This is a genomic window from Pseudoalteromonas sp. PS1M3, assembly GCF_016865405.1.
GTDB classification, from domain to species: Bacteria; Pseudomonadota; Gammaproteobacteria; order Enterobacterales; family Alteromonadaceae; genus Pseudoalteromonas; species Pseudoalteromonas marina.
This window is the reverse complement of record NZ_AP022624.1, coordinates 2,633,450-2,656,337: the sequence shown is the minus strand read 5'-3', so window position 1 is coordinate 2,656,337 and position 22,888 is coordinate 2,633,450. Positions and strand designations below refer to the sequence as shown.

Sequence of the window (22,888 nt, the reverse complement as noted above, 5' to 3'; positions counted from 1 at the left end):
GCTGAATATGGAATTACATCAAGAGATTAAAACACTTGCTGCGAAATTAGGTGTTATTTTAACGGATAAATGCTTATGGATCACTACTGCTGAATCATGCACGGGTGGCGGGGTGAGTTATGCACTAACAGACACACCTGGCAGCTCGCGCTATTTAGGGCGTGCATTTGTTACTTATAGCAATGAGGCAAAGCACGAACTACTCAATGTAGCGACGAGTACGTTAGAGCAGTATGGTGCTGTGAGCGAGCAAACCGTAAAAGAAATGGCGTTGGGGGCAAAAAATCTTGCCAATGTTGACGTTGCTATTGCTATATCGGGGATAGCAGGGCCGGGTGGAGCAACACAAGATAAGCCAGTGGGTTTTGTATGGTTTTGCCTACAATTTGCAGATAAACAATTTACATTTAAGCAAATATTTAGTGGTGATAGAGCCCAAGTTAGAATGCAGGCTATTGAATTTGCATTAAAAAATACAATTGAAAAGATAAATTTATAAATTTCGCTTGATACTGTGGTTTCATACAGTATACTTGTTCGCATTAGCCGGATTTGGAGAACAAAATGAACGATAACAAACAAAAAGCGTTAGACGCTGCACTATCACAAATTGAGCGTCAATTTGGTAAAGGTTCAATCATGAAGCTGGGCGACAATAAAGCCCTGAACATTGATGCAGTATCTACAGGTTCATTAGGGATCGACATTGCTTTAGGCATAGGCGGTTTACCAATGGGTCGTATTGTTGAAGTATATGGTCCTGAATCTTCAGGTAAAACAACACTGACTTTGCAAGTTATCGCACAAGCTCAAAAAGAAGGTAAAACATGTGCCTTTGTTGATGCTGAGCATGCTCTAGATCCTGTATACGCTCAAAAGCTAGGTGTTAACATTGATGAGCTGTTAGTTTCTCAACCAGATACGGGTGAGCAAGCGTTAGAAATTTGTGACATGTTAGTGCGTTCAAGTGCTGTAGATGTTGTGATTGTCGATTCAGTTGCAGCCCTAACACCTAAAGCTGAAATTGAAGGCGACATGGGCGACTCGCACATGGGCTTACAAGCACGTTTAATGTCGCAAGCATTACGTAAGCTTACGGGTAATATTAAACGTTCAAATACATTATGTATTTTCATTAACCAAATTCGTATGAAAATTGGTGTAATGTTTGGTAACCCAGAAACAACAACCGGTGGTAACGCGCTTAAGTTTTACGCATCAGTTCGTATTGATATTCGTCGTATTGGTTCGGTGAAAGAAGGTGATGAAGTTGTTGGTAACGAAACGCGCGTTAAAATTGTTAAAAACAAAGTAGCGCCTCCGTTTAAACAAGCCGAATTTATCATCATGTATGGTGAAGGTATTTCTAAGCAAGGCGAGCTAATTGATTTAGGTGTTAAGCACAAAATTGTTGAAAAAGCAGGTGCTTGGTACAGCTACAATGGTAACAAGGTAGGCCAAGGTAAAAACAATTCAATTAAATTCTTAAAAGAAAACGTAGAAATTGCAAACGAAATTGAAGGCAAACTACGCGATATGTTATTGCTTAAAGCGACAATTGAGCCAGAAGACGGTGAAGATGTACTAGGTGATGAAGGCGACCTTTAAGCTTTACAATGTTCTCTAAGCTTGATTTGACCCGAGCTTTATAAAAACGCTAACCAGTAATGGTTAGCGTTTTTTTATGTTTAAACATCTATTAAGTCAATAATAACGATTCGCTTAACTAGCTGAGCTATTTTTGCGAAAGGAAGTCTAAATAGCATTAGGTTGATTTCCTAAATTATTATTGCGGGTGCTATTACAAATTAAAAAAACGACACAGAGTATGTGTCGTTTAAATTAAGTTATATAAAGACGTTTAATTTGCTTTATAACTGCCAATTAATTGATAGGGCGTAGTTGCGTGGCGCGCCATAGTAACCTTGCGCCCAATATAGGCTATGTAAGTATTTTTCGTCAGTGGTGTTATTAATGTTGAAAGTAACCCCTACGTTTTGAGTGATTTTGTAGTTAGCCATTAAATCAAGAATACCGTAAGCACCTTGGTTTGTTGTTACAAGCGCTGCCCCCGTTGGATCTGATACTTGCACTCGGCTAACGGAATCTTGCCAGCGGTAGTTTGCACCAAATGTTAAACCCTCAACAAGCGGTACTTGGTAAGTAGCGGCCATTTTTAATTGGTTCTCGGGGGTGTAGTCTTTTACTAAATCATCACCTTCAATGCTTAGGTTACTAAAGCTTATGCTTGCACTTAAGTCTTCGGTAAGTTTCCCACTTAGTTCTATTTCAAAGCCGTCGCTGTTAATACCTTCGGCACCGTAGTAGCGTGTATCACTTGGTAGTGAATCAGGAAGTGCGACTGCAAGCCCTTCTTGCTTAGCATCAAAATACGCTAAAGTTAAAAACACTTGATCGTCTAAAAGCTGTGCTTTTAAACCTATTTCACTACTTTTACCTGTAATTGGCGCAAGTTGTTCTGCGTTTATATCAAGTTCGTTTTGTGGCACGAACGTTTCGGTGTAGCTTGCATAAGCCGAAAGTGACTCAGTAAAGTCGTAAACCGCACCTATATAAGGAATAACTTCACTGTCATCTCGTGTTTGTACTACCCCATATGCAGTGCCTTTTGTTTCCCAGTCGGTGTAACGAACACCTGCAAGCACACTTAGTGGGTCACTAAGTTTTATGCGAGTAGATATATAAGCAGATTGCTGCTTGTTTTCAATATCACTGCCGTTTAAACCATCTGCAAGTGTTGCTTCTGGCGCTACGCCATTCCATGTATCAAGCGATGGCATGGCAGGAAACCCATTACCCGTTGTGTAATCGTATAGTGACTGCTCGTTATAATCCATGTTTGCTTGGCTTACACCAAATGATAGGTCGTGCTCTTGACCAAATAAATCAAACTTACCACTAGCGTATAAATCAAACAGGTCGTGTTTATCCTCGTAATCATAACGGCTTGCGTAACCAGTAAGACCTAGGCCTGTTTCTCTATCGGGTGTGCCATAAACATAAAAAAGCTCTGAATCTTGCTCGTTTTCAATATGTGCATAACGGGCGGTTGCTACCCAAGTTGCTGATAAGTTTTGCTCAAGCGTTACATAAACCTGTTCAGCACTGTTGTCCCAGTATGACCAATCTGATGCAGTACTAGTAGATGCATCGTAATCAGTGGCTGAGCCATCAGTGTAGTAAAGGGGTAATGCTCCCCAAAGAGGACTATCGGCATCTTTTTGTTGATTAACGTAGTTGAGACTTAGCGTTGTATCATCTGTTAATTTACCTTCATAGGCTAAGTAACCTATTGTTTTGTCAGTTTCGTAACGGTCCAAGTAAGATTCTGCTTTATGCTTAGTAAATACCGCGCGTACAGCGTGCTCATCGTTTATTGGAGTCGAAACATCAACCTCTAGTCGTTTGTTATTCCATGAGCCATAAGATACAGATGCATGCGCTTGTGTTATGTAGGTCGGTTTTTTAAGTACCATGTTCACTGTTGCAGAAGGGTTTCCTGCACCGGTCATTAAACCGTTAGCCCCACGAACAATTTCAACACGGTCGTAAATAGAGGTATCTAATGAGCCTTGAATTGACCCCGAACTTTGTGGAATACCCAAGCCATCTACTTGAAAGTTTGTGATTTCAAATCCACGGGCTTTAAAGTAAGTCCGATCTGTTTCTATTTGCTCCACCGTTACACCGGGTGTGCTTTCAAGAACGGAGTTAATATCATCTAACGAAAAATCGTCCATTAATGCGCGCGAAACAACCGAAATACTTTGTGGGGTTTCTTTTATTGAAAGGCCTAATTTAGTTGCAGACTGCGCATCTTCGGTAATGTAGTTTTTATGATGCTGGCCATATACGGCTATTTTCTCTAATGACTCGTTGTTAGTTTTTAACTCCTGCGCAAACGTATTTCCAGATAAAATTAAAGAAGTAACAATGCTTAGTTTAGACAAACGCAAAATAGTAGGGGACGACATATCGGTTCCAGTTCGTTAAAAAATTGGAACTTATGCTAATCTAAATGATATTGATTTGCAATTGCATTGTTGTGGTTTGTTTATCTTTTAACTAATTTGGGCCAGCTTAATTAATACCCTTAGGTTTATTTTAAAATTATGTAGGGTTTAATTAAGAGGTTTATTAACCAAATTTAAAGTTATACGCATAAAAAAAAGCGGCCTAAGCCGCTTAATTTATGGAGTAGACTTTAATTTAAAAAGCGTATTTAACAGAGAATTGTAAGCGGTCTAAATCACCATCAATACCGCTCTGAGTTTCTCTCTCAGCATGTTTTAACTCTGCACCAAACGTTAGGCGTTTAACCGGAGAGTATAAAATATTTGCGCTATAGCTTTGCGTTGATTCAGTAGGGTCACCTGAAATGCTCAACAAATCAGTGTTGTTGTCAGCTGAAAAGAATGAGTAAAGGAATGTTGAACGCCATTGGCTGCTCCATTTATGCTGATAAGCAACAAAGCCAGACGTTGAGTCGATTGCATCTAACTCATCACCATTGAGTACGGCACCATGAGCAACATTTAAACCTACATATCGGCCTAAACCTTTACCTTGTGTGAGCATAAATTTGATGTTGTCGTCGCCTACTTTAAACATACCCGATGCACTTACGCCAAATGACGTTTCATCAGCATCAATACCGCCCACTTTATACGTTAATTGGCGAGCAAGTGCGGTTACAACAAGGTTACCCCAGTCTGCTTTGTGTGTGTATCGTGCGGTAAAATCAGGAAGCGAAGCATCATCAGTTGCAACGCGTGCTCCGCCTGTTGTTGTGATTGTGCTTTCAGGGTTTTCTAATGAGAAAGACCACGCACCTGTTGTGTATTTAATTTGAGCTTGGCGAACAAACACTGTGCCTTCAGCTGGGCCTACAAAGTCTAACGTTTCAGGAAGAGCGCCTACGTTTTGAAAGTTTGACCATGTTTGACCAAATAACCAGCCATCATATGAGATAAATGCATGGCGAATGCGCGGAGAGTATGAATTAGACACACGCTCGTTGCCGCCAGGAGCTGACAATAAAAAGTCTAGCTCTATTTTAGTTTTAACCGTTTTACCGTTATCTAATAAGGTAGCAGTTCCAAAATTAAAACGTGACTCACGAGCGTGCATATCAAATACGGCGTCTGAACTATTATCGTTACCAACGGTTAGTGTACTTGGCACATAAAAATCACGGCCAACACTGGTGCCCGCAGGAGCGCCTGCTGAGTAGTCACTCCACATTGCGTCGAGTTTAATGTATCCACCGTAGGTAAATTCTGTATCACCTATTTTTGCAGCATAAGCTGTGCTAGAAAGTGCACATAGTACAGCACTAGCTGCCAGTGTTTTAATTGGAGTAAATTTCATTGTTGCGTCCTTTTATAGGCTACTTGTTGTATGTTGTTTGCTTATGATATGTATTAATGTGTGTTACTTATATAGTACTAACAGATTGAATTTAATTATCTTTAATCTAATTTGTTAGTAAATACGAATTATTAATAAACAATCAAAGTTTTTAAATATTCAAGCTACTGTTGTATATGTACACAATTTACTCAATCAACTATTAGTCTATTAGACTAAGGTTTAATAATTATTGAGTGTTCATATACTTTTATTTAATAGTATGTTTTTTATGTAAATAGGGTGTAGCCATGAGGATTATAGATAAGATAATCGTTGTTTGAACTCAGATACAACTAATGTCTAATATTTAATAGTGCACTGCTGAGTAATCCTTGATGAAAAGCCTAAGGCAAGTAATATAAATTGGAGACTAATATGTCACAAAGTATCTATCCAGTTCCTGCGCATATTAAAAACGCAGCGCTCGTCGATAATGAAAAATATAATACGATGTATAAACAGTCTGTAGAAGACCCTGAAGGGTTTTGGGCTGAGCACGGTAAGCGTCTTGACTGGTTTACTCCTTATTCAAAAGTAAAAAACACTTCATTTGATAAAGGCCATATTAATATCAAATGGTATGAAGATGGCTACCTTAATGCATCTTACAACTGTATCGACCGCCACTTAAAAACAAAAGCAGATAAAGTAGCGCTTATTTGGGAAGGCGATGATCCTTCGCAAAGTGAAAATATTACCTACCAACAATTACATGACGAAGTCGCTAAATTTGCCAATGGCTTAAAAAAATTGGGTGTAAAAAAAGGTGACCGTGTTGCCATTTATATGCCAATGAGCCCACAAGCTATTTATGCAATGCAAGCTTGTGCCCGTATAGGTGCGATTCATTCTGTTATATTCGGTGGCTTTTCACCATCGGCTATTGCAGATCGCATTAATGATTCAGGCGCTAAGGTGGTGATCACATCAGATGAAGGTCGACGCGCCGGTAACTGTGTACCGCTTAAAGCCAATGTAGATGAAGCGGTGTTACAAGATTCGGTAACTACCGTTGAGCACGTAGTTGTTCATAAACTGACCTCTGGCGATGTTGATTGGCATAGCCATGATATTTGGTGGCATGACTTAGTTGCTGATGAAGCGCCAGAGTGCGAACCTGAACACATGAATGCTGAAGACCCGCTGTTTATTCTGTATACCTCGGGTTCTACGGGTCAGCCTAAAGGGGTTGTACACACAACTGGCGGTTACTTAGTTTATGCGTCAATGACTCACGAGTACGTATTTGATTTACAAGATGATGATGTGTATTGGTGTAGTGCCGATGTAGGTTGGATCACTGGGCACAGTTATATTGCATACGGACCGCTGGTGAATGGCTGTACACAAGTTGTATTTGAAGGCGTACCTACATACCCAAGCGCAGGAAGAATGGGTGAGGTAGTTGATAAGCATGGTGTCACTATTTTATATACTGCGCCTACAGCGATTCGAGCATTAATGGCCAAAGGTGATGAGCCTACCGCAACTTCAAATCGCGATAGTTTACGTATTTTGGGTTCCGTAGGTGAGCCAATTAACCCAGAAGCATGGAATTGGTACTACGAGAGTATAGGTAAGTCTAATTGCCCAATTGTGGATACCTGGTGGCAAACAGAAACAGGTGGCATTATGATCACGCCACTACCTGGTGCTACAGACACGAAGCCGGGTTCTGCAACCCATCCTTTTTTTGGTATTGCTCCGGCACTTTATGATGCAGAGGGAAATACACTAGAGGGTGCGGTTGACGGTAATTTAGTTATTTTAGATAGCTGGCCATCACAAGCGCGTACTGTTTATGGCGATCATGAGCGTTTTGAACAAACTTACTTTAGTGCATACCCTGGCGTTTACTTTACCGGTGATGGTTGTCGTCGTGATGAAGATAGCTACTACTGGATAACAGGGCGTGTTGATGATGTACTCAATGTATCGGGGCATCGTTTAGGCACTGCTGAAATAGAAAGCGCATTAGTTGCTCATGAAGCTGTGGCAGAGGCTGCTGTAGTAGGTTACCCGCATAATATTAAAGGCCAAGGCATTTATGTTTATATTACGCCTAACGAAGGGGTGACGGTGAGTGATGAGCTTACAACAGCGGTTCGTAATTGGGTTCGTAAAGAGCTCAGCCCAATAGCTTCTCCAGATATGATTCAATGGTCTCCGGGTTTACCTAAAACACGCTCAGGTAAAATAATGCGTCGAATTTTGCGCAAAATTGCTGCCAATGAGCACGAGCAATTGGGTGATACGTCAACCCTTGCAGATCCGTCGGTAGTGGATGAACTTATCGATAATCGATTAAATCGATAAATACGCGTTAAAAGCTTGATTACAAGTTAATTCTAAACGTAGTATATCGGCTGTTACTTAGTAATAAGTATCAGCCGAATTTTTAGGAGTGAACCATGAGTCAGTTTTTAATAGCGGACGATCATCCGTTATTTCGTGAAGCACTAAAGGGCGCACTGAGCGCAAAATTTGAAGGGCTAGAAGTGTTCGAGTCGTCAGATTTTGATAGCACATTGCAAGTGCTAAGCGAGCAAGAAGATCTTGATATATTACTGCTAGACCTTCACATGCCAGGTAATGGTGATTTGTATGGTCTTATTCGTATCCGAGAAGAGTACCCAAGTTTACCGATTGCTGTGGTTTCAGGCAGTGAAGACGTTAATATTGTTTCTAAAGTCATGGGTTACGGTGCTATGGGGTTCATTCCCAAATCATCGTCATCGGACGATATTGCCAATGCAATTAACCAAATACTTGAAGGTGATACATGGCTGCCAAAAGAGCTTAAAAACAAAGTAGCCGAAATCGAAGGTGAAGACAGAGAAATTGCAGCGCAAGTCGCTTCTCTTACACCTCAGCAATACCGCGTTTTACAATATTTGCATGAAGGATTACTCAATAAGCAAATTGCTTATGAGTTGCATATTTCAGAAGCAACAGTAAAAGCACACATTACCGCAATTTTTAGAAAGCTCGGTGTCTATAACCGCACTCAAGCCGTATTGATCGCTGCTAAACTTCAACTAGAGCCTATTGAGCCAGCTCAATAATGGTTTAAGTGCTTTGAAGCGATTTATTACCGTTATATTTTACCCGCTATTTTGAATTGGCATTTTAGCGCAAGGGCATATTGACGGCTATGCTTTGAAACGCATTTAATTTTGGGCAGGCGTAGGTTAAGTCCTTTAGGCAGCGTCTGCTTGGCATTTATGCTTTTTTATCTTTCACTTATGAAAAACACGCCTAATACCTATCCCTTTTGTTTTGTCTAACATTAAACGGCGTAATTAATTACAAAAGGTCAAAATATTCCTGCTTTTGTGTTATCTAACTTTACTCACAACCCATTCACCTTTTATACATGATCTAAATTACAAATAATGCTAGGTTACGGCAATTTTATAACTTTAAGAGCAGGGTATGACAGACTCCACACACACACCTAGCAACAACCCAAATAAGGGGTTGTTTAATCGGTTTTTAGCCACCGTCGAATTTTTAGGCAATATGCTGCCTCATCCAATTACACTATTTGCAATATTTGCAGTGGCAATTGTTGTGTTTAGCGGTATTGCAGATTGGTTTGGATTAAGTGCGATAGACCCTCGCCCGGTAGGTGCGCCAGGGCGCGACGCTGATGGCGTTATTGAAGTCGTAAGCTTATTAAGCGCTGAAGGTTTACAGCGCATTATGGCTGGGCTTGTCACTAACTTTACGGGGTTTGCACCCTTAGGTACCGTGTTGGTTGCACTACTTGGTGTAAGCGTTGCTGAGCACTCGGGTTTGCTCTCTGCAGCCATGCGAGGCATGGTAATGGGCGCTTCTAAACGTTTAGTTACGTTTATGGTGGTGTTTGCCGCTATTATGTCTAATACCGCCTCAGAGCTAGGTTATGTGGTTTTAATTCCACTCGCAGCGATGATTTTTCACAGTTTAGGACGTCATCCTTTAGCTGGCCTTGCCGCTGCATTTGCAGGCGTGTCGGGTGGCTATAGTGCTAACTTATTATTAGGAACTATTGACCCACTTCTTGCTGGTATTACAACTCCAGCGGCTCAAATGATCGATCCAACCTATGTTGTTGGCGCAGAGGCAAACTGGTATTTTATGATGATATCGGTGCTATTAATTTCAGTACTAGGTACTTTGGTGACTGAAAAAATAGTTGAGCCACGTTTAGGTAAATATAACCCAGACGAAGCCGGTATTGATCTGTCGCAAAACAGCATCGATACCCTTACCCAAAAAGAAAAGTCAGGTTTAAAGTGGGCTGGCATTTCTTTACTCGCAGTTTCTTTATTACTTGCATGGACCATCGTTCCTGACGATGGCATTTTACGAAACCCTGCAACCGGTGAAGTTGCGGGCTCTCCTTTTTTAAAAGGGATTGTGGTTATTATTTTTGTGACATTTAGTATTCCTGGTTTTGTATATGGTCGTGTTGTTGGCACTATGAAAAACGATAAGGATGTTATTAACGCCATGAGTAAAAGTATGAGCTCGATGGGGTTATATATTGTTTTGGTATTTTTTGCGGCTCAGTTTGTAGCATTCTTTAAGTGGACTAATTTAGGCACTATTTTAGCTATAAATGGTGCGGCGCTTTTACAAGCTTTAAACCTGACAGGCCCTGAAGTATTTGTATTGTTTATTTTAATGTGTGCACTAGTAAACCTAAGCTTAGGCTCGTCGTCAGCGCAATGGGCGATTACAGCGCCTATTTTTGTTCCTATGCTTATGCTAATCGGTTACGCGCCAGAAACTATTCAAGCGGCTTACCGTATTGGTGACTCGGTAACAAACTTAATAACCCCGATGATGAGTTACTTTGGTTTAATCCTTGCTGTGGCTGTTAAGTATAAAAAAGACATGGGTATAGGTACGCTGGTTGCCACCATGCTGCCATACAGCATTATATTTTTTATTGGCTGGGTCATTTTGTTTTATGTGTGGGTATTTTTACTGGGTATGCCTGTAGGGCCTGAGTCTCCTACGTATTACACACCGTAATTACTTATTTTACGCGAACAATAAAAAAGCCAGCTTAGCTGGCTTTTTTTAGCAAATGAGCGTGATATAACCACAAAGGTTAACGCGTCCTAGCTAAACACCACGGTTTTATTACCATTTATAAATAGCTTGTGCTCTGAAGCGAGTTGCAACGCTTTACAAAAAACTGTTTTTTCAACGTCTTTACCCATTTTTGCCATCATTTCAGCCGTGTTAGCATGCGTAACACTTGTCACGTCTTGCAAAATAATTGGGCCTTCATCTAATTCATTATTTACAAAGTGAGCCGTGGCACCAATAATTTTTACGCCGCGCTCAAATGCCTGGTGGTACGGCTTTGCACCAATAAATGCAGGTAAAAAAGAGTGGTGTATATTAATGATTTTACCGTCAAACCGGCCTACAAATTCAGGGCTTAAAATACGCATATATTTGGCTAAACCAATTATATCTGGGTTATAACTAGCAATTAAATCGCCTACTTGTTGGTCATGTTCACTTCGGCTTAGCCCAACATGCGATACCACATGAAATGGCACACCAAATCCTTTCGCAAGTGGTTCTAAATCAGGGTAGTTAGCAATAACAGCGAGCACTTCAATATTAAGTGTTTGCTCAAACTGTTTTAATAGCATACCACCTAAGCAGTGTGCTTCTTTGGTGGCAAGCAGCACCACTTTAGTTTTTGCATCGTCGTGCAATGCAAGTTTGGCGCCTTCAGGTAATAAAGCGCGTAGCTGCTCTAAAAAGTCACTTTGTGGTTGCCCCGTCAGCTCAGTGCGCATAAAGAAACGTTTGGCGTCTTTGTCTACAAATTCGTTATTCCGAGTAATGTTCAAGTTATTTTGATGACAAAGCCCGGTGATTTTAGCAATTAAGCCCACATCGTCGGCACATTGGGTGGTTAGTATGTAACTCATTTTCCTCATTCTTACCCTGTGATTAATGTTTCATTATTTGTGTTTTAAAACATAAAGCAAGGGCTTTGTGGGCTAATCAAATATTAATCATGTTATTGCACGCTTTTAGTTTAATTTAGACGTTACATAGCGGTGGGTCATATTTAGGTAAATAAAAAATGCCACCCAATTATACAGGTGGCATTTATCTGAAAATGCTATTTTTTTGGCTCAGACGCCAAGTCGTCTTCTTGACGTAAAAAGCCAGCGGCTTCTTCATCGTCTTTAGTTAGAGTAAGCTGCATAGGCATAGCCCGTGTTTGCTGGTTTAACTGGTGCAGTTGAGATGCATTGCCTAAATCGCGTTCGCTAGTGATAGAGGCAATTGATTCTCGATCTTTCAAAAATGCAATTACATCTTTTTTGATTGCTTGTAATTGACCTTCATCTTTGTGCATTTCCATAATATGTCGAGGATGCTCGAGGTTTTTCATGCCTGTAGCTGCAAAGGTTGTAGAAACAATGCGCGAAACAATCACCCAAGGCGTTATGCTGCTACGTACCAAGGTATTTTCCGAGCGTGTGCTATCATGAATACCGGTGCCCGTTGATATTTTTGACTCAGTAAATGTGCCCTCGCACTTGAAGTACACGAGTAAAGATTCAAATTGCATTTCAGCAAAAAATAAATGGGCACTATTGCTCAGCAGCTGAGCAAATGCTTTAACTAATATGCCGATAAGCAATAAATGAACACTTGCCATTAACAGCTCGCTAAACTCAATAATATTTTGATTATTAAACGCTTGCTCAATGTTATTTATATTTGCTGCATCAATATAGTGGTAAATATTAATAAAAGAGTAAGCAAGCAACACAGTAAAGGTAAGAGCTACAATGTAGAGTAAGTTACCACTAATTAACGCAACTAAACGAGAAAGGTTAAAGTGCTTACCTAAATCCATTGTGTGTAGTTTAGGCTGAATCTCTTGAATCATTTCGCCTTTAAACCCGCCTTTTCCTTCAATTTGCTCTTGTAGTTTAGGATCTAGCTCACGATAAACCCTATTAGGTACTTCTTTATAACGGCGATTAGCCATTACTAAGTTATCAAGATTTATAAAAATTTCATCTGGATGAACAGACTCTTGCCAGTTTTCACGTAGTTCTGATACTTCAGCGCTTGGTGTCACTTCGTTTAAACGCGCTTTAATCATCACAAAAACAAGTGCACAACTAAGTGCAGCTAAAATAATAATGGCAGTTAAATAGAGGCCCGCGTTAAGGTTGGGTAATTGCTCAAGCCAATTGTCTATTTGTTGTTTGCTTATGCGCTGTTCCTGCATTATCCACGACATAGACAGGCCTATAGCAATGGGCAATATAAAGGATAAAGAAATGATTTTAGCAAGAGCACCAGTACCTAAGGCTTCAATATTCTTTTCTGCATTACGTGAAATAGGTTTGCCAGAAGAGCGCCAAGAAAACAGCACATAAAACATTAATATGGCACTATATATTGGAAAAGCTAGTTCGCCAGCTTCACCGGTAAAACCAGACAGTGACACAAAGGCGACCAATGCGTAAGCGATAAGAGCAACCAGTGTGCTTATCCATGAGCCAAATAAACGTTGGGCAACATTACGTATTGGGTAGGGTAAAAATAATAGTTTTGGTACTAAACTATGTAGCAAACGCGATAAAAAGCCATTCGGTTCTTTAAAAGTACTGTTTTTGCGACCAACAAGCATTTCTTCTAATGTTTGCGCAGTGTAGGCTACTTCGTTTTTTTCTTCTTGTGCAGTTGAGGTTTGTGACTTACTAAAATTAAACGCCAACGATGTCGGGTGGTTTCTACCTACGAAGTACTTAAGCGTTGCATAAATACCACCCGATAAAGTCCGAATTCCTAGGGCGAGTATTAACATGCCAAATATCATTAAGATCCAACCTGCTGTTGCATCTTCTTTTACAGAGCTAGACGCGATAACAAGCAAGCTGATGCCAACAACAGATTCAATAAGCCCTCTTATTGCTTTTACTTTACCTTCCAGTTTGAAAGGGTTTTTTAGTCCAAGATCTATTGATCCGTAATCAAAAGCCATCAAATGCTCCTTATAAATAGTAAACCTTAAAAAGGGAATATCAGCATAGCTAAAATAATGCATGCATTAAGACATTATTGCTTAATTTTTGATTGTATATCAATAATAGTGTTCAGTTTAAGGTTATTTGAATATGTTAGTTTAAATGTTTTATAGGCTGTCATTGATCAAAACGGAGTGCAGTGATTATGAAGTTAATTTATGTGGATGATAATTTACCTGGTATCACTCGAAAGCTTAAAAACAAGCAATGGCAGTATTTCGATCCTATTGGCAAAGTAATAAAAGATGAAGCGGTTATTGAGCGTTTGAATGGCTTAGCATTTCCGCCTGCGTATAAAAGCGCATGGTTTTGCCCCGAAGAAAACGGACATATTTTAGCGACAGGATTTGACAGTAAAGGGAGAAAACAATACCGATACCACCCAGAGTTTAGAGCCCAGCAAGAAGCCAAAAAATACCAAGCCTGTGGTGTATTTGGCCATAAACTTCCTTTATTAAGAGCTCGCTTGGAGTCAGACTTACAAGGCAGTGAGTTAAATGTAGAGCGTACATTAGCGGCGGTAGTTAGGCTTATGGACTTAGGGGCACTTAGAGTCGGTGACGAGCGAAACGTAAAACAAAACAAAAGCTTTGGCGCTACAACCTTACGCACCCGACACGCAAAGCTGACTGGGAAAAATATTCAGTTAAAATACCGAGCTAAATCTGGAAAAGAGCGTGAGGTCAACATTACTGACAGAGTACTAAGCCATGTAATTAAAGACTTACAAGATTTACCTGGGCAACATCTATTTCAGTATATAAGTGAAGGTGAGCGCACTAACGTAACATCGAGCGAAATAAACCAATATATACAGCACATAATGGGGGAGGAGTTTAGTGCAAAACATTTTAGAACCTGGCGAGCAAGCGTTATTGCTTTTAAGCAGCTAGCTAAAGCCAAAGGCGTACTTACCTTAAAAAGCATGCTCGGTTGTGTATCTCAGCAATTAGGTAATACCCCAGCAATAGCACGCAAATCTTATGTTCACCCTGATTTAATTACACTGTGTAAAGAAGATGAAGCAGCTCAAAATGCGTGGCGTGAGTCACTTACGTTACCTCGCAAGACTAAGTATTTAAGCAGATACGAACGTGGTTTTTTAGCGTTTTTAAGCGATTAATCGACATAGCAACTTTACACACTTGAGTATATTTATTACACAAGTAGTTTGTATTGTAACTTAAATGAAATGATTTTATTTTAATAAATCTAACCTTTTCAATGTCTTAGTGTTGAGTTTGTTTTTGGCACCGACGTTGCAACTCTCGTTGATAATTAAACGGCAAGTACATATGCATTTATCAACACTATTTAGCGAGGGGCGCACCGTGAAGGGACTATTTACAAAAAAAGGTTTTACCAAAACAAACAAAGCCACTTTGAAGGGGGCTTTGTTTGTGAGCTTAGCAAGCATGTTTACTTCACCTATATTCGCGAGTGATGATCTTGATGGTGTTTTACTTGCCAGCTCATCACTGACCACTTACAGCTCGCAGCGCTACACGCAAACTAAAGATAGCTATTACTTTGATCAATACTCAGCCCAATTAATAAAGCGTACGGAAAAAGCGATTAATTGGTACCAAGAAATAGTGAATCGCGGTGGGTTTATTTCTTTACCCGCCAGCGAGTTGCTTGAACTAGGTAGTAACAGTAAAGCGGTGAGTTTACTCGCTATGCGTTTATTTCAAGAACAAGATTTACTCACTAACGTATGCACTAAAGCGCCGTGCATTTTTGATAAACATATTGAGCGCGCTGTAAAGCAGTTTCAACATCGCCATGGCTTAAAGGTTGACGGTCGAGTTGGCAAAAACACGTTTGCTAAACTTAATATTCCAGCTGAGCAAAAACTCAATAAGTTAAAGTTAAACTTTTATCGCATTACCAACTTTGCCGGTTCGAGCGATGAACAGTACGTGTATGTAAATATTCCTGAGTATCAGTTGCGCTATGTGAAAGTAGGTGATGTAAAACTTCAAAACAACGTGATTGTAGGTAAACCTAGCTGGGAAACACCGGCATTTAGTGATGAAATAGAAAAATTTGTTGTTAACCCTGAGTGGCGCATACCTATCTCAATTGCTACTAGGGAAATAGCGCCTAAAGTAGCAGAAGACCCTGATTACCTTGTTAAAAACAATATTGAAATCAGAAAAAACAGCTACATAGACTCACAAACAGTTAACCCAAATAATATTGATTGGAATTCAATTAAGCCTTATCAGTTTGACCATTTTTTAGTGAAACGTGCGGGTGAAAAAAATCCCCTTGGTGAAGTAAAATATTTGTTCCCTAACCCTGAGGCTATATATGTACATGATACACCTGCAAAGCAGCGCTTTAGCCAAACAAGACGTGCGTTATCGCATGGCTGCATAAGAATTGAAGACCCTTTTTCACTTGCTCAAGAAATAATTAAACACCAAGGTGAAGAGCATGCATTGGCACAAGTTAACGATGCACGAAATGAAAACAGCACACAAACATTTTATTTGGACGAGCCATTACCCATTCATTTAGTTTATTGGACTGCGTGGGTGGATGAAAACAAGCTCGTTAATTTTAGAGATGATATTTACAAACGCGATCAAAAAGCACTCCTAAAAAATGATAACCAGTCGGTTATTGCAGCATTATTAGAAAGTAAATAATGAGAGGTAATATGAAATTAATCGGTATTTTATTAATCAGTATGCTGACTACTCTGCTTAGTACGCATTTATTTGCTTCTCAGCCTGCTAAAACGGCTCATCAGGTTGTTGATATACAAAACAGGCCTGCTTTTGAGGACGCAGAATTTAGTTTAAAAATTAACGATATTGTCATGCCATACTCACTTTTTTCGGTGTTTGTAATGCCCAATGAGCAGTTTGAATTTGAAGTGCTATATGCGCAATCACCCGATGCTTACACATTAATTAGCGATGAAAAGTTCATGCTAACTGATACTAACCGTTGGCAATGGCAGGCACCGGATACTCCCGGCTTAACATCGGTAATAATTGAATCGCCAAATAAAAAACAGCGCATGAAAATTAACGTGTTTGTAAAAGTACCTGCCGATAAAGTAGAGGGCGGAAAGCTAAAATATTATCAAATAGGGCATTACCCAAAGCAATCGCAAATTAAAGATTCAAAGCACTATATTGTTCCTGACGGGTTTGTTGAAGTGACCCCAGAGAATGAAGGTACCAAATTATCGCCTCACTTTTCTTTAAAAGAATTTGTGAGTAAGCAAAAAAGTAATCATCCCAAGTATCTTTTTTTGCAAAATAAACTGCTGCTAAAGTTAGAAATGATTCGTAAGGAACTAATTTTAGAAGGCATTCCAGTTAGTAACATGGTGGTGATGAGTGGTTACCGAACACCTTATTACAATAAAGCCATTGGGAATGTGAAACTGAGCCGTCATGTGTTTGGAGACGCAGCAGATATTTTTATCGATAACGATGGAAATTACCGTATGGATGATATTAATAAAGATGCAAAATACACTATTGAAGACGCAAAAGTGATGGCAAATATTGTCGAGTCGTTAGCCAAACGCGAATCATTTAAAGGCTTATTAGGTGGGTTGGGCGTTTATGGCCCTAAACCGCACCGAGGGGCATTTATACATGTGGATACGCGCGGTTTTAAAGCCCGCTGGGTAAGTAAATAAAGTTTACACCTAATAAACAATAAATATATTGGCTACTTTTTATTAGGTGTAAGTGTTTTTATTGCAACATAAATGTTTCGTATTCTAGGTCTTCAAACTGCCTAGATAACCAAAACAAGCCAACTACAGAAGTAATTATTGTAGAAAGGGCAAATCCGTAGCCATAAAATTGTGGCCCAAGTGCAATAGATAAATACGTAAGCACAATGTTTAATGCTAAAAATAGGCCCGAAAGGATTAACACAGTAAAGCGTTTATCAAGATAGAACAATATATTGAGAATAGATAAAAATATTACCTGCACGCCTACGCCTACTACATCAATAAAAAGTAATGTTTTATAGTTAGGATCAATCCCAATGTAGGTAAGAATTTGCTCGCCCCACAATAGTAAACACGCAACAGTAATGCCTTGAATTTTAAATATGTCGTACAAGCCACCTCGAGCTGTTGTGATCATGTTGTCTTTTAAAAAGTAAATTTCTTCGAGCGAGGAGCCGCCCCTTATCGCAGAATAAAACCGGTCATATTGTTCTACAAAGTCAGTTTCCATTCTTACTAAAAATACCGCCATGCCGGGGATAATTGATAAATAGGCCAAAAATATGGGGAGATCGTAAATTGGGCTAGCTCTAAGGGGGCCTATAATATGTATGGATGTACTTGGTGAAAACCAAAACAAAATTTTATCTGCCCAAACGCCAATATTGTAAAATAGCCCGCAAAAGAACAGCATGTAATAGACTTTTTTTCGACTCATAAAGTCGAAGCTTATTAGTTTATTACCTGGGTAGCGACGAATAATCATGAATAAAAAACTAAAAAATAACAGCGCCTCACCTGCAAAAAAAGCAAAAAAGAGTCCATCTAATTGCCAGTCACGTAGTAATAATGCAAGTAGCACCATAAACGCGTACCCGCTGAGCATAGTGATTAAAATAAGCCGATACTCTTTCATACCCGATAAAAATATAGCGCCAAGCCATTGATTACAAAGGCTAACAAAGCCACCTAAAATAATAATTTTGGTCACAACGGGTAAAGGTAAAAATGGCCAAACAGCAAATCCAACCAGTAATGCACCAATCGTTGTAATAAGTTGCGCACCAAGTAAATTGGGGAGTACTGAGTCGTCGTCTTTTGTAAAAAATAAATCTGCCACAAAGCGCGTTAGCATAAGCTGTAAGCCGCCAGTTAATATTAACGAGGCCGCCATCATGTAAGTTATCAGGGTTAGAAACTGAATAATTAACAGCTTAGGTAATACTATTCCAAGGCTTAAAATACCAATAAGCATTAGTGCGATGATTGACAATAACCAAGGGCCTGAACCGATAAGACCAGCGTAGCTATAGGCTTCAAAAACAGAGAGGAGGGTATTTTTTTTGAGAATTTTCCGTATCTCAAAACCTATTCCGGCCATGACATTGTATCCTTATAAAGCTTGTCGTATCGGGCAAACATGTGGCTTTCGTCATAAAATGATTTTACACGTTTTAAGCCGCTTGATTGATACTCATGCCATTTATCTTCGTTATTAAGTATGTTTGTAATTTGTACGGCTGTATCGCTTGGCGATGCAATAGAAACAACTTCACCTGCTTTACCTAAAGCCTTGTCTTGTTCTGTGGCACCTTCAATAATTTCTCGACACGAGCCAACATCACTGGCTAAAACAGGTACGCCTGCTGCCATTGCTTCTAGTAACACTAAGGGTTGGGCTTCAGAAATAGATGTTAATGCAACAAGGCCTAACTTAGGGAGTATTTCAGCTATATTTTGCATACCCAAAAACTTCACGCTGTTCTGTAACTCAAGGCTGCCCACCAGTAACTGGCACTCTTTGTAGTACTTTGGGTCTTCTTCAAAAGGACCTATGATCCATCCCTCTATTGCGGGCATGCTTGATTGCACTTCTTTAATGGCACGAATAAAGGTTTTAATGTCTTTAATTGGTACTACACGCCCAATTAAGCCTACTGTTAATGGAATAGTTTTAGAACGTGCAGCCAGTGCTTTAGCGTAGTGAGCGGTTTTAATGCCGTTTGGTACGACTAAAGAGCGCTTCTCACAGGCTCCATCTTTAATTTGGCGCTGCCTATTACCTTCGTATAGTGAAATTATTCTATCGGCTTGGTGGTAACTCGTGCGGCCAATTTGCTCGAAAAAAGTGATCCACATTCGGCGAATAAAGCCCATTTCGGTATTTAAGTTTTTACCTAAAATAGCTTCAGACTCTTTTATCCAATCGGCTTGAATTAAGTCTATTTTTCGCTCTTTCGTATAAATACCGTGCTCTGTTAATAAGTAAGGCGTGTTATTAATTACGCTTGCACCTGCACCTAAAAAACCAGCATAGCCTGTAGAAATAGAGTGTATAAGTTTAACATTCGGTAATTGGCGGGCAATATCTGCAATTTTAAACAAAGGCTTATACAAATTACGGTACGACCAAAAGAAATCAATAAAAGATGATTCGTCGCAAAATGTTAAATAGTAGTCAGCCAATACCTGCCAAGATGACTCGCTATATAAAAAGTCAGCTTCGTTTATACCGTTTTTTTGCCCAAGTTGTTCAAATGCAAATTCAAGTAACTCGGTGGGAATAGGCTCTTTTGAGTCTCTAAAATAACGTTGCAGTTGCTGCCAAAACTCAAACAACTCTTTTTTATATTTAACGCCATGCTTTGCTTTTATATCAGTATTATTTTGCTCTACTAGATAATGAACATGCAATTTTGTAACATTTTTTGGAAGTGTGTACTTAATATCGCCATAGTGCTCAGAAGCACCGCCTAAAAAAATAAGCTCAAAGTTATAATGAGGTAGCCCTTCAATAATTTGATGAACCCAACTTGATACCCCCCCACGAACATAAGGATAAGTACCTTCTAATAATAATAATATATCGGCATTGGGTTTAGGCATTCCAATACTCCTGTAATTGGCGAAGTTCGCTCCCTTTAGGTTGTTCAGGTAACTCTTTTAAGTAGCGTTTACAGTCATCATACTTATTCATGCAAAAGGCAACTTCGGCTTTGTAGGGTAAAACATGGCGACGCGCCATACCTAATTCAGTTGCTTGTACAAGAAAATCAAGCGCACGTTCGTAATGACCCAGCGCTAGATAAACACGCCCTAAAAATACATAACTGGCTGGTTTTTGTGCGTACTCAATACTTTGTAAACTGAGTGCTTCAGCTTTTTCTAATACATATGTTTTTAGAGCGCCTTGTGCAAGCCCTAAATAACTAAGCTCCCAATATACGTGTGCTAATTGTTGTTGTAAGTTACTCAGCTCAGGCTGCTTTGTGGTGTTAGCTATTTGTTGCTGATAAACACTAATTTTTTCGTTTAATTTTGTTTCTTTGGCATCAAGTGTTGAGTAAGCTAGTAGGCGTATATCGTCTTCTAAATCTTTAAGGGCAAGTTTTAATATTGGGATTGCTTGGCTGTCGCGCATGTGACGAGCAGCCATTACTGCAGTTAAGCGTTTGTTAGGTTCGCTTGCGTATTTTAAAATGGCTTTTACGCCACCAATTGAATAAGTAGGGTTCGCCGAAATATCAGGGACTTCAAAGGGGAGTTCTGGAATTTCATGCTCTATTATTTCGGTATCATCATTTTTAAGTGGCTTACATAGCGCAAATGTAAGCGCCATCACGACACCTAAAATACCAAATACAGGTAAGCTAAACAGTAACAAGAATAATAATAGCGCGCCATTTATAAGCGTTGTTTTATATTTTTTAGGAATTAAAACGTAGCTTACAAAGGTAAAAAGTATGCTTGCAATGGCATGCAGTAAAATTACACCAAACCAGTTTGGTGTACTAAGAATTTCTTGCAGTGCAAAATACTCGCATAAACATGCAATTAAGGCGGCTATCACAACTTTAATCATGTAGGGCTACCAGTTTAGATAATTCATCCTTATTGACTGGAAACGCCACTTCTTGCTCAATAATAATATCGAGTTCTTGTAATGTTTTACCGGTACGTTCTTTACACCAGCTATTCATTCGCATTACAAAACCATCTTTTTCAAGCTCATCGGCAAGCGGCATCAGTATTAACAGAACTTGTTTTTCATTATCGTATAAATAAATGTCTAACCCTCGGCGAGCCTCGGTTAAATACTCCATCAGCCGTCGAGATTCATCATTAATACTTAGCGCGTTCACCTTTAAAAAGTGTGAAGGAATTTTATAACGCTTTGCTTCTTTGTTTGCGTGTTTAACTTGGCGCTTAAAGTATGGCGACTCTTCACGGGTCATTATTGGATTAGTGATTTCGTGACGCAATAAATCACCAATGTGTCCGGCCATAACGGCAAGTAAAGTAAGGGTGTTTTCTTTGAGAGCAAAAAACTTCACTTTTTCAACTAAAATAGCCCCATAAATTGTGTCGTTCACATCAATCAATGGAATAGCAATATGATACTTGCTATCACCCGATGAGGCTTTTGGATTTTTAAGTGACACCAGTTCTTTTTCGTCAAACATGGCAGCTATTAATGGGTCTGAATTAGATGGCTCACTCATTTTTCCTACACTAGCTAGTGCAGGCTCTTGTATTTTATCGTTTTCAACTTTATATAAGCCTGCTTTTTCTATCGAGCCATATTCTATAAATAGATTTAAAATAACCTCAGCGGCACTGTCTAAGCGTCTTTCTTTTAATTTACCAATTGATTCTCGTACGGCTTGTAATGACTCACGTAAACTAAGTGTATGTCCAGCAAGCATTTGTTCGATTCGGTCATGTGATGAGCTAATTAAATGATATTGGCGCGTAAATTTTTCAAGTCGGTCTGATACATAGGCTAGTTGAATGCTTTGCTGTTGATTAGTTCGCTCCCATACATCTCTAAATTCACCTGCCACCATAACTACAATAATGTAGCCAATCATGGCGTTAATATTAAACTCACTTTTAGGGTCTAATATATTGCTTTGTATTAGCAATAATTGCCCTACTAGTAAGGTTAAAATACTAATAAAACCTTTTGAAAAGCCATAGCGTAGAGCAACAAGCAACGGCCCTAATACTGGCCAAGAAAACCCTCCTTGCGTCCAATAGGGGTCCTCAGCATTAAATAGAACAGGCAGCCCTAAAGCTAAAGCGGTAAAAAAACATACCTCAGCCCATATCTGTAGCTCAGGAACGTCTCTTGGGCGTAAGAAATGTGTTTTCACTCACTAACCTCAATATATGACACTAAATCGGCAATTACATCTTGCGCAGTTGCTGCAATGCTATCGCGTCCCCAACCGCTTTTTGCAATGGTGCCGGTCCAAATTGGCGTTGTTTCACCGTTTTTTGTAAGCAATAAAGTAAGTGCAACCACAGGCTCTCCATCAAGACCTGCTTTGTAACGCCATTCTTCAATGCTGCCACTAAGTACATAGTCAGCTTGTTGAGTATTGAGCCATTGCATTGCGTTGTTTAAACGGTATTGATCGTCTAAAGGTGGCAGGTCTTTACTGCTATTTCTTGGTGCACGAAGTAACTTAGGTAGCTTATTTTGTTGCCAAATACTTGCTAAAATATCTTCAGCGCGTTCACCTGCCAGTGGTGTTTGTGCATGATTAACAAGCGGTAATAAAGCCACGGTAGTTGCTGGGCTAATTTCGATATCATCAGCAATTCGACTTGTAGTACACGCCGACAAGAGCAAAACCAAACTAAGTATAACTAAGCGAAACATATTCTC

General features: G+C 39.5%; 17 protein-coding genes. 8 read left to right on the top strand and 9 right to left on the bottom strand.

Annotation, left to right across the window (positions count from 1 at the left end):
* Nucleotides 1–7 precede the first annotated feature (7 nt).
* Nucleotides 8–499, top strand: coding sequence for a CinA family protein (locus PS1M3_RS12330; protein WP_008128472.1), 492 nt, complete (start codon nt 8–10; stop codon nt 497–499).
* Between the two features lie 65 nt (nt 500–564).
* The gene (gene recA / locus PS1M3_RS12325) at nt 565–1,608 is read left to right on the top strand and encodes a recombinase RecA (RefSeq protein ID WP_058403019.1); all 1,044 of its coding nucleotides are present in this window, start codon (nt 565–567) and stop codon (nt 1,606–1,608) included.
* Between the two features lie 263 nt (nt 1,609–1,871).
* Here recA and PS1M3_RS12320 read toward each other — a convergent pair whose 3' ends face one another.
* Together PS1M3_RS12320 and PS1M3_RS12315 are read right to left on the bottom strand one after the other, a co-directional pair.
* Entirely contained in the window at nt 1,872–3,995 is a 2,124-nt protein-coding gene (locus PS1M3_RS12320) for a TonB-dependent siderophore receptor (RefSeq protein WP_138740257.1), read from the bottom strand.
* A gap of 235 nt (nt 3,996–4,230) precedes the next feature.
* Entirely contained in the window at nt 4,231–5,391 is a 1,161-nt protein-coding gene (locus PS1M3_RS12315; RefSeq protein WP_138740258.1) for a DcaP family trimeric outer membrane transporter, read from the bottom strand.
* 417 nt (nt 5,392–5,808) lie between these two features.
* On the opposite strand from PS1M3_RS12315, the gene acs reads away from it, so the two are divergent.
* The 3 genes from acs (at nt 5,809) to PS1M3_RS12300 (ending at nt 10,458) form a co-directional block, all read left to right on the top strand.
* The gene (gene acs / locus PS1M3_RS12310; protein WP_138740259.1) at nt 5,809–7,749 is read left to right on the top strand and encodes an acetate--CoA ligase; all 1,941 of its coding nucleotides are present in this window, start codon (nt 5,809–5,811) and stop codon (nt 7,747–7,749) included.
* 95 nt (nt 7,750–7,844) lie between these two features.
* Nucleotides 7,845–8,498: a response regulator transcription factor gene (locus tag PS1M3_RS12305; protein WP_006791970.1), complete on the top strand. Its 654-nt coding sequence runs from the start codon at nt 7,845–7,847 to the stop codon at nt 8,496–8,498.
* A gap of 370 nt (nt 8,499–8,868) precedes the next feature.
* Complete coding sequence (locus PS1M3_RS12300) at nt 8,869–10,458, top strand: AbgT family transporter (RefSeq protein WP_138740260.1); 1,590 nt, start codon at nt 8,869–8,871, stop codon at nt 10,456–10,458.
* An 89-nt stretch (nt 10,459–10,547) separates the two neighbouring features.
* Here the strand turns inward: PS1M3_RS12300 and purU are convergent, their stop codons facing one another.
* Both purU and PS1M3_RS12290 read right to left on the bottom strand, forming a co-directional pair.
* Nucleotides 10,548–11,378, bottom strand: a complete 831-nt coding sequence (gene purU / locus PS1M3_RS12295) for a formyltetrahydrofolate deformylase (RefSeq protein WP_010555843.1) — start codon at nt 11,376–11,378, stop codon at nt 10,548–10,550.
* A 197-nt stretch (nt 11,379–11,575) separates the two neighbouring features.
* Nucleotides 11,576–13,462 (bottom strand): hypothetical protein, encoded by a 1,887-nt coding sequence (locus PS1M3_RS12290; RefSeq protein WP_138740261.1) that lies wholly within the window; start codon nt 13,460–13,462, stop codon nt 11,576–11,578.
* Nucleotides 13,463–13,650: 188 nt separating this feature from the next.
* Between PS1M3_RS12290 and PS1M3_RS12285 the strand changes: the two genes are divergently transcribed.
* From PS1M3_RS12285 to PS1M3_RS12275, 3 genes are all read left to right on the top strand, one after another.
* Nucleotides 13,651–14,628 (top strand): DNA topoisomerase IB, encoded by a 978-nt coding sequence (locus PS1M3_RS12285; RefSeq protein WP_203984527.1) that lies wholly within the window; start codon nt 13,651–13,653, stop codon nt 14,626–14,628.
* A gap of 208 nt (nt 14,629–14,836) precedes the next feature.
* On the top strand, nt 14,837–16,162 hold the full coding sequence (locus PS1M3_RS12280) for a murein L,D-transpeptidase (protein WP_239104452.1): 1,326 nt from the start codon (nt 14,837–14,839) through the stop codon (nt 16,160–16,162).
* 11 nt (nt 16,163–16,173) lie between these two features.
* Nucleotides 16,174–17,172, top strand: a complete 999-nt coding sequence (locus tag PS1M3_RS12275; protein WP_138740264.1) for a D-Ala-D-Ala carboxypeptidase family metallohydrolase — start codon at nt 16,174–16,176, stop codon at nt 17,170–17,172.
* Nucleotides 17,173–17,230: 58 nt separating this feature from the next.
* Here the strand turns inward: PS1M3_RS12275 and pelG are convergent, their stop codons facing one another.
* Genes pelG through PS1M3_RS12250 form a run of 5 tightly spaced genes read right to left on the bottom strand, consistent with a single transcriptional unit; the run spans nt 17,231 to nt 22,882 of the window.
* On the bottom strand, nt 17,231–18,595 hold the full coding sequence (gene pelG / locus PS1M3_RS12270) for an exopolysaccharide Pel transporter PelG (RefSeq protein WP_058428493.1): 1,365 nt from the start codon (nt 18,593–18,595) through the stop codon (nt 17,231–17,233).
* Nucleotides 18,583–20,100 carry a GT4 family glycosyltransferase PelF gene (gene pelF, locus PS1M3_RS12265; RefSeq protein ID WP_138740265.1) on the bottom strand — a complete coding sequence of 506 codons (1,518 nt, stop codon included), beginning with the start codon at nt 20,098–20,100 and terminating at the stop codon, nt 18,583–18,585. The genes pelG and pelF overlap by 13 nt, the downstream gene beginning before the upstream one ends.
* Nucleotides 20,093–21,076 (bottom strand): lipopolysaccharide assembly protein LapB, encoded by a 984-nt coding sequence (locus tag PS1M3_RS12260; RefSeq protein WP_203984519.1) that lies wholly within the window; start codon nt 21,074–21,076, stop codon nt 20,093–20,095. The genes pelF and PS1M3_RS12260 overlap by 8 nt, the downstream gene beginning before the upstream one ends.
* Nucleotides 21,069–22,370, bottom strand: coding sequence for a PelD GGDEF domain-containing protein (locus PS1M3_RS12255; RefSeq protein WP_006794124.1), 1,302 nt, complete (start codon nt 22,368–22,370; stop codon nt 21,069–21,071). The genes PS1M3_RS12260 and PS1M3_RS12255 overlap by 8 nt, the downstream gene beginning before the upstream one ends.
* Entirely contained in the window at nt 22,367–22,882 is a 516-nt protein-coding gene (locus PS1M3_RS12250; protein ID WP_008132805.1) for a hypothetical protein, read from the bottom strand. The genes PS1M3_RS12255 and PS1M3_RS12250 overlap by 4 nt, the downstream gene beginning before the upstream one ends.
* Nucleotides 22,883–22,888: the final 6 nt, after the last annotated feature.

Coding starts and splice junctions, on each gene's coding strand:
- PS1M3_RS12285 (WP_203984527.1), top strand. CDS start 13,651: ATGAAGTTAATTTATGTGGATGATAATTTACCTGGTATCACTCGAAAG.
- PS1M3_RS12290 (WP_138740261.1), bottom strand. CDS start 13,462: ATGGCTTTTGATTACGGATCAATAGATCTTGGACTAAAAAACCCTTTC.
- PS1M3_RS12260 (WP_203984519.1), bottom strand. CDS start 21,076: ATGATTAAAGTTGTGATAGCCGCCTTAATTGCATGTTTATGCGAGTAT.
- PS1M3_RS12250 (WP_008132805.1), bottom strand. CDS start 22,882: ATGTTTCGCTTAGTTATACTTAGTTTGGTTTTGCTCTTGTCGGCGTGT.
- purU (WP_010555843.1), bottom strand. CDS start 11,378: ATGAGTTACATACTAACCACCCAATGTGCCGACGATGTGGGCTTAATT.
- PS1M3_RS12275 (WP_138740264.1), top strand. CDS start 16,174: ATGAAATTAATCGGTATTTTATTAATCAGTATGCTGACTACTCTGCTT.
- pelG (WP_058428493.1), bottom strand. CDS start 18,595: ATGGCCGGAATAGGTTTTGAGATACGGAAAATTCTCAAAAAAAATACC.
- recA (WP_058403019.1), top strand. CDS start 565: ATGAACGATAACAAACAAAAAGCGTTAGACGCTGCACTATCACAAATT.
- acs (WP_138740259.1), top strand. CDS start 5,809: ATGTCACAAAGTATCTATCCAGTTCCTGCGCATATTAAAAACGCAGCG.
- PS1M3_RS12300 (WP_138740260.1), top strand. CDS start 8,869: ATGACAGACTCCACACACACACCTAGCAACAACCCAAATAAGGGGTTG.
- PS1M3_RS12305 (WP_006791970.1), top strand. CDS start 7,845: ATGAGTCAGTTTTTAATAGCGGACGATCATCCGTTATTTCGTGAAGCA.
- PS1M3_RS12315 (WP_138740258.1), bottom strand. CDS start 5,391: ATGAAATTTACTCCAATTAAAACACTGGCAGCTAGTGCTGTACTATGT.
- PS1M3_RS12320 (WP_138740257.1), bottom strand. CDS start 3,995: ATGTCGTCCCCTACTATTTTGCGTTTGTCTAAACTAAGCATTGTTACT.
- PS1M3_RS12330 (WP_008128472.1), top strand. CDS start 8: ATGGAATTACATCAAGAGATTAAAACACTTGCTGCGAAATTAGGTGTT.
- pelF (WP_138740265.1), bottom strand. CDS start 20,100: ATGCCTAAACCCAATGCCGATATATTATTATTATTAGAAGGTACTTAT.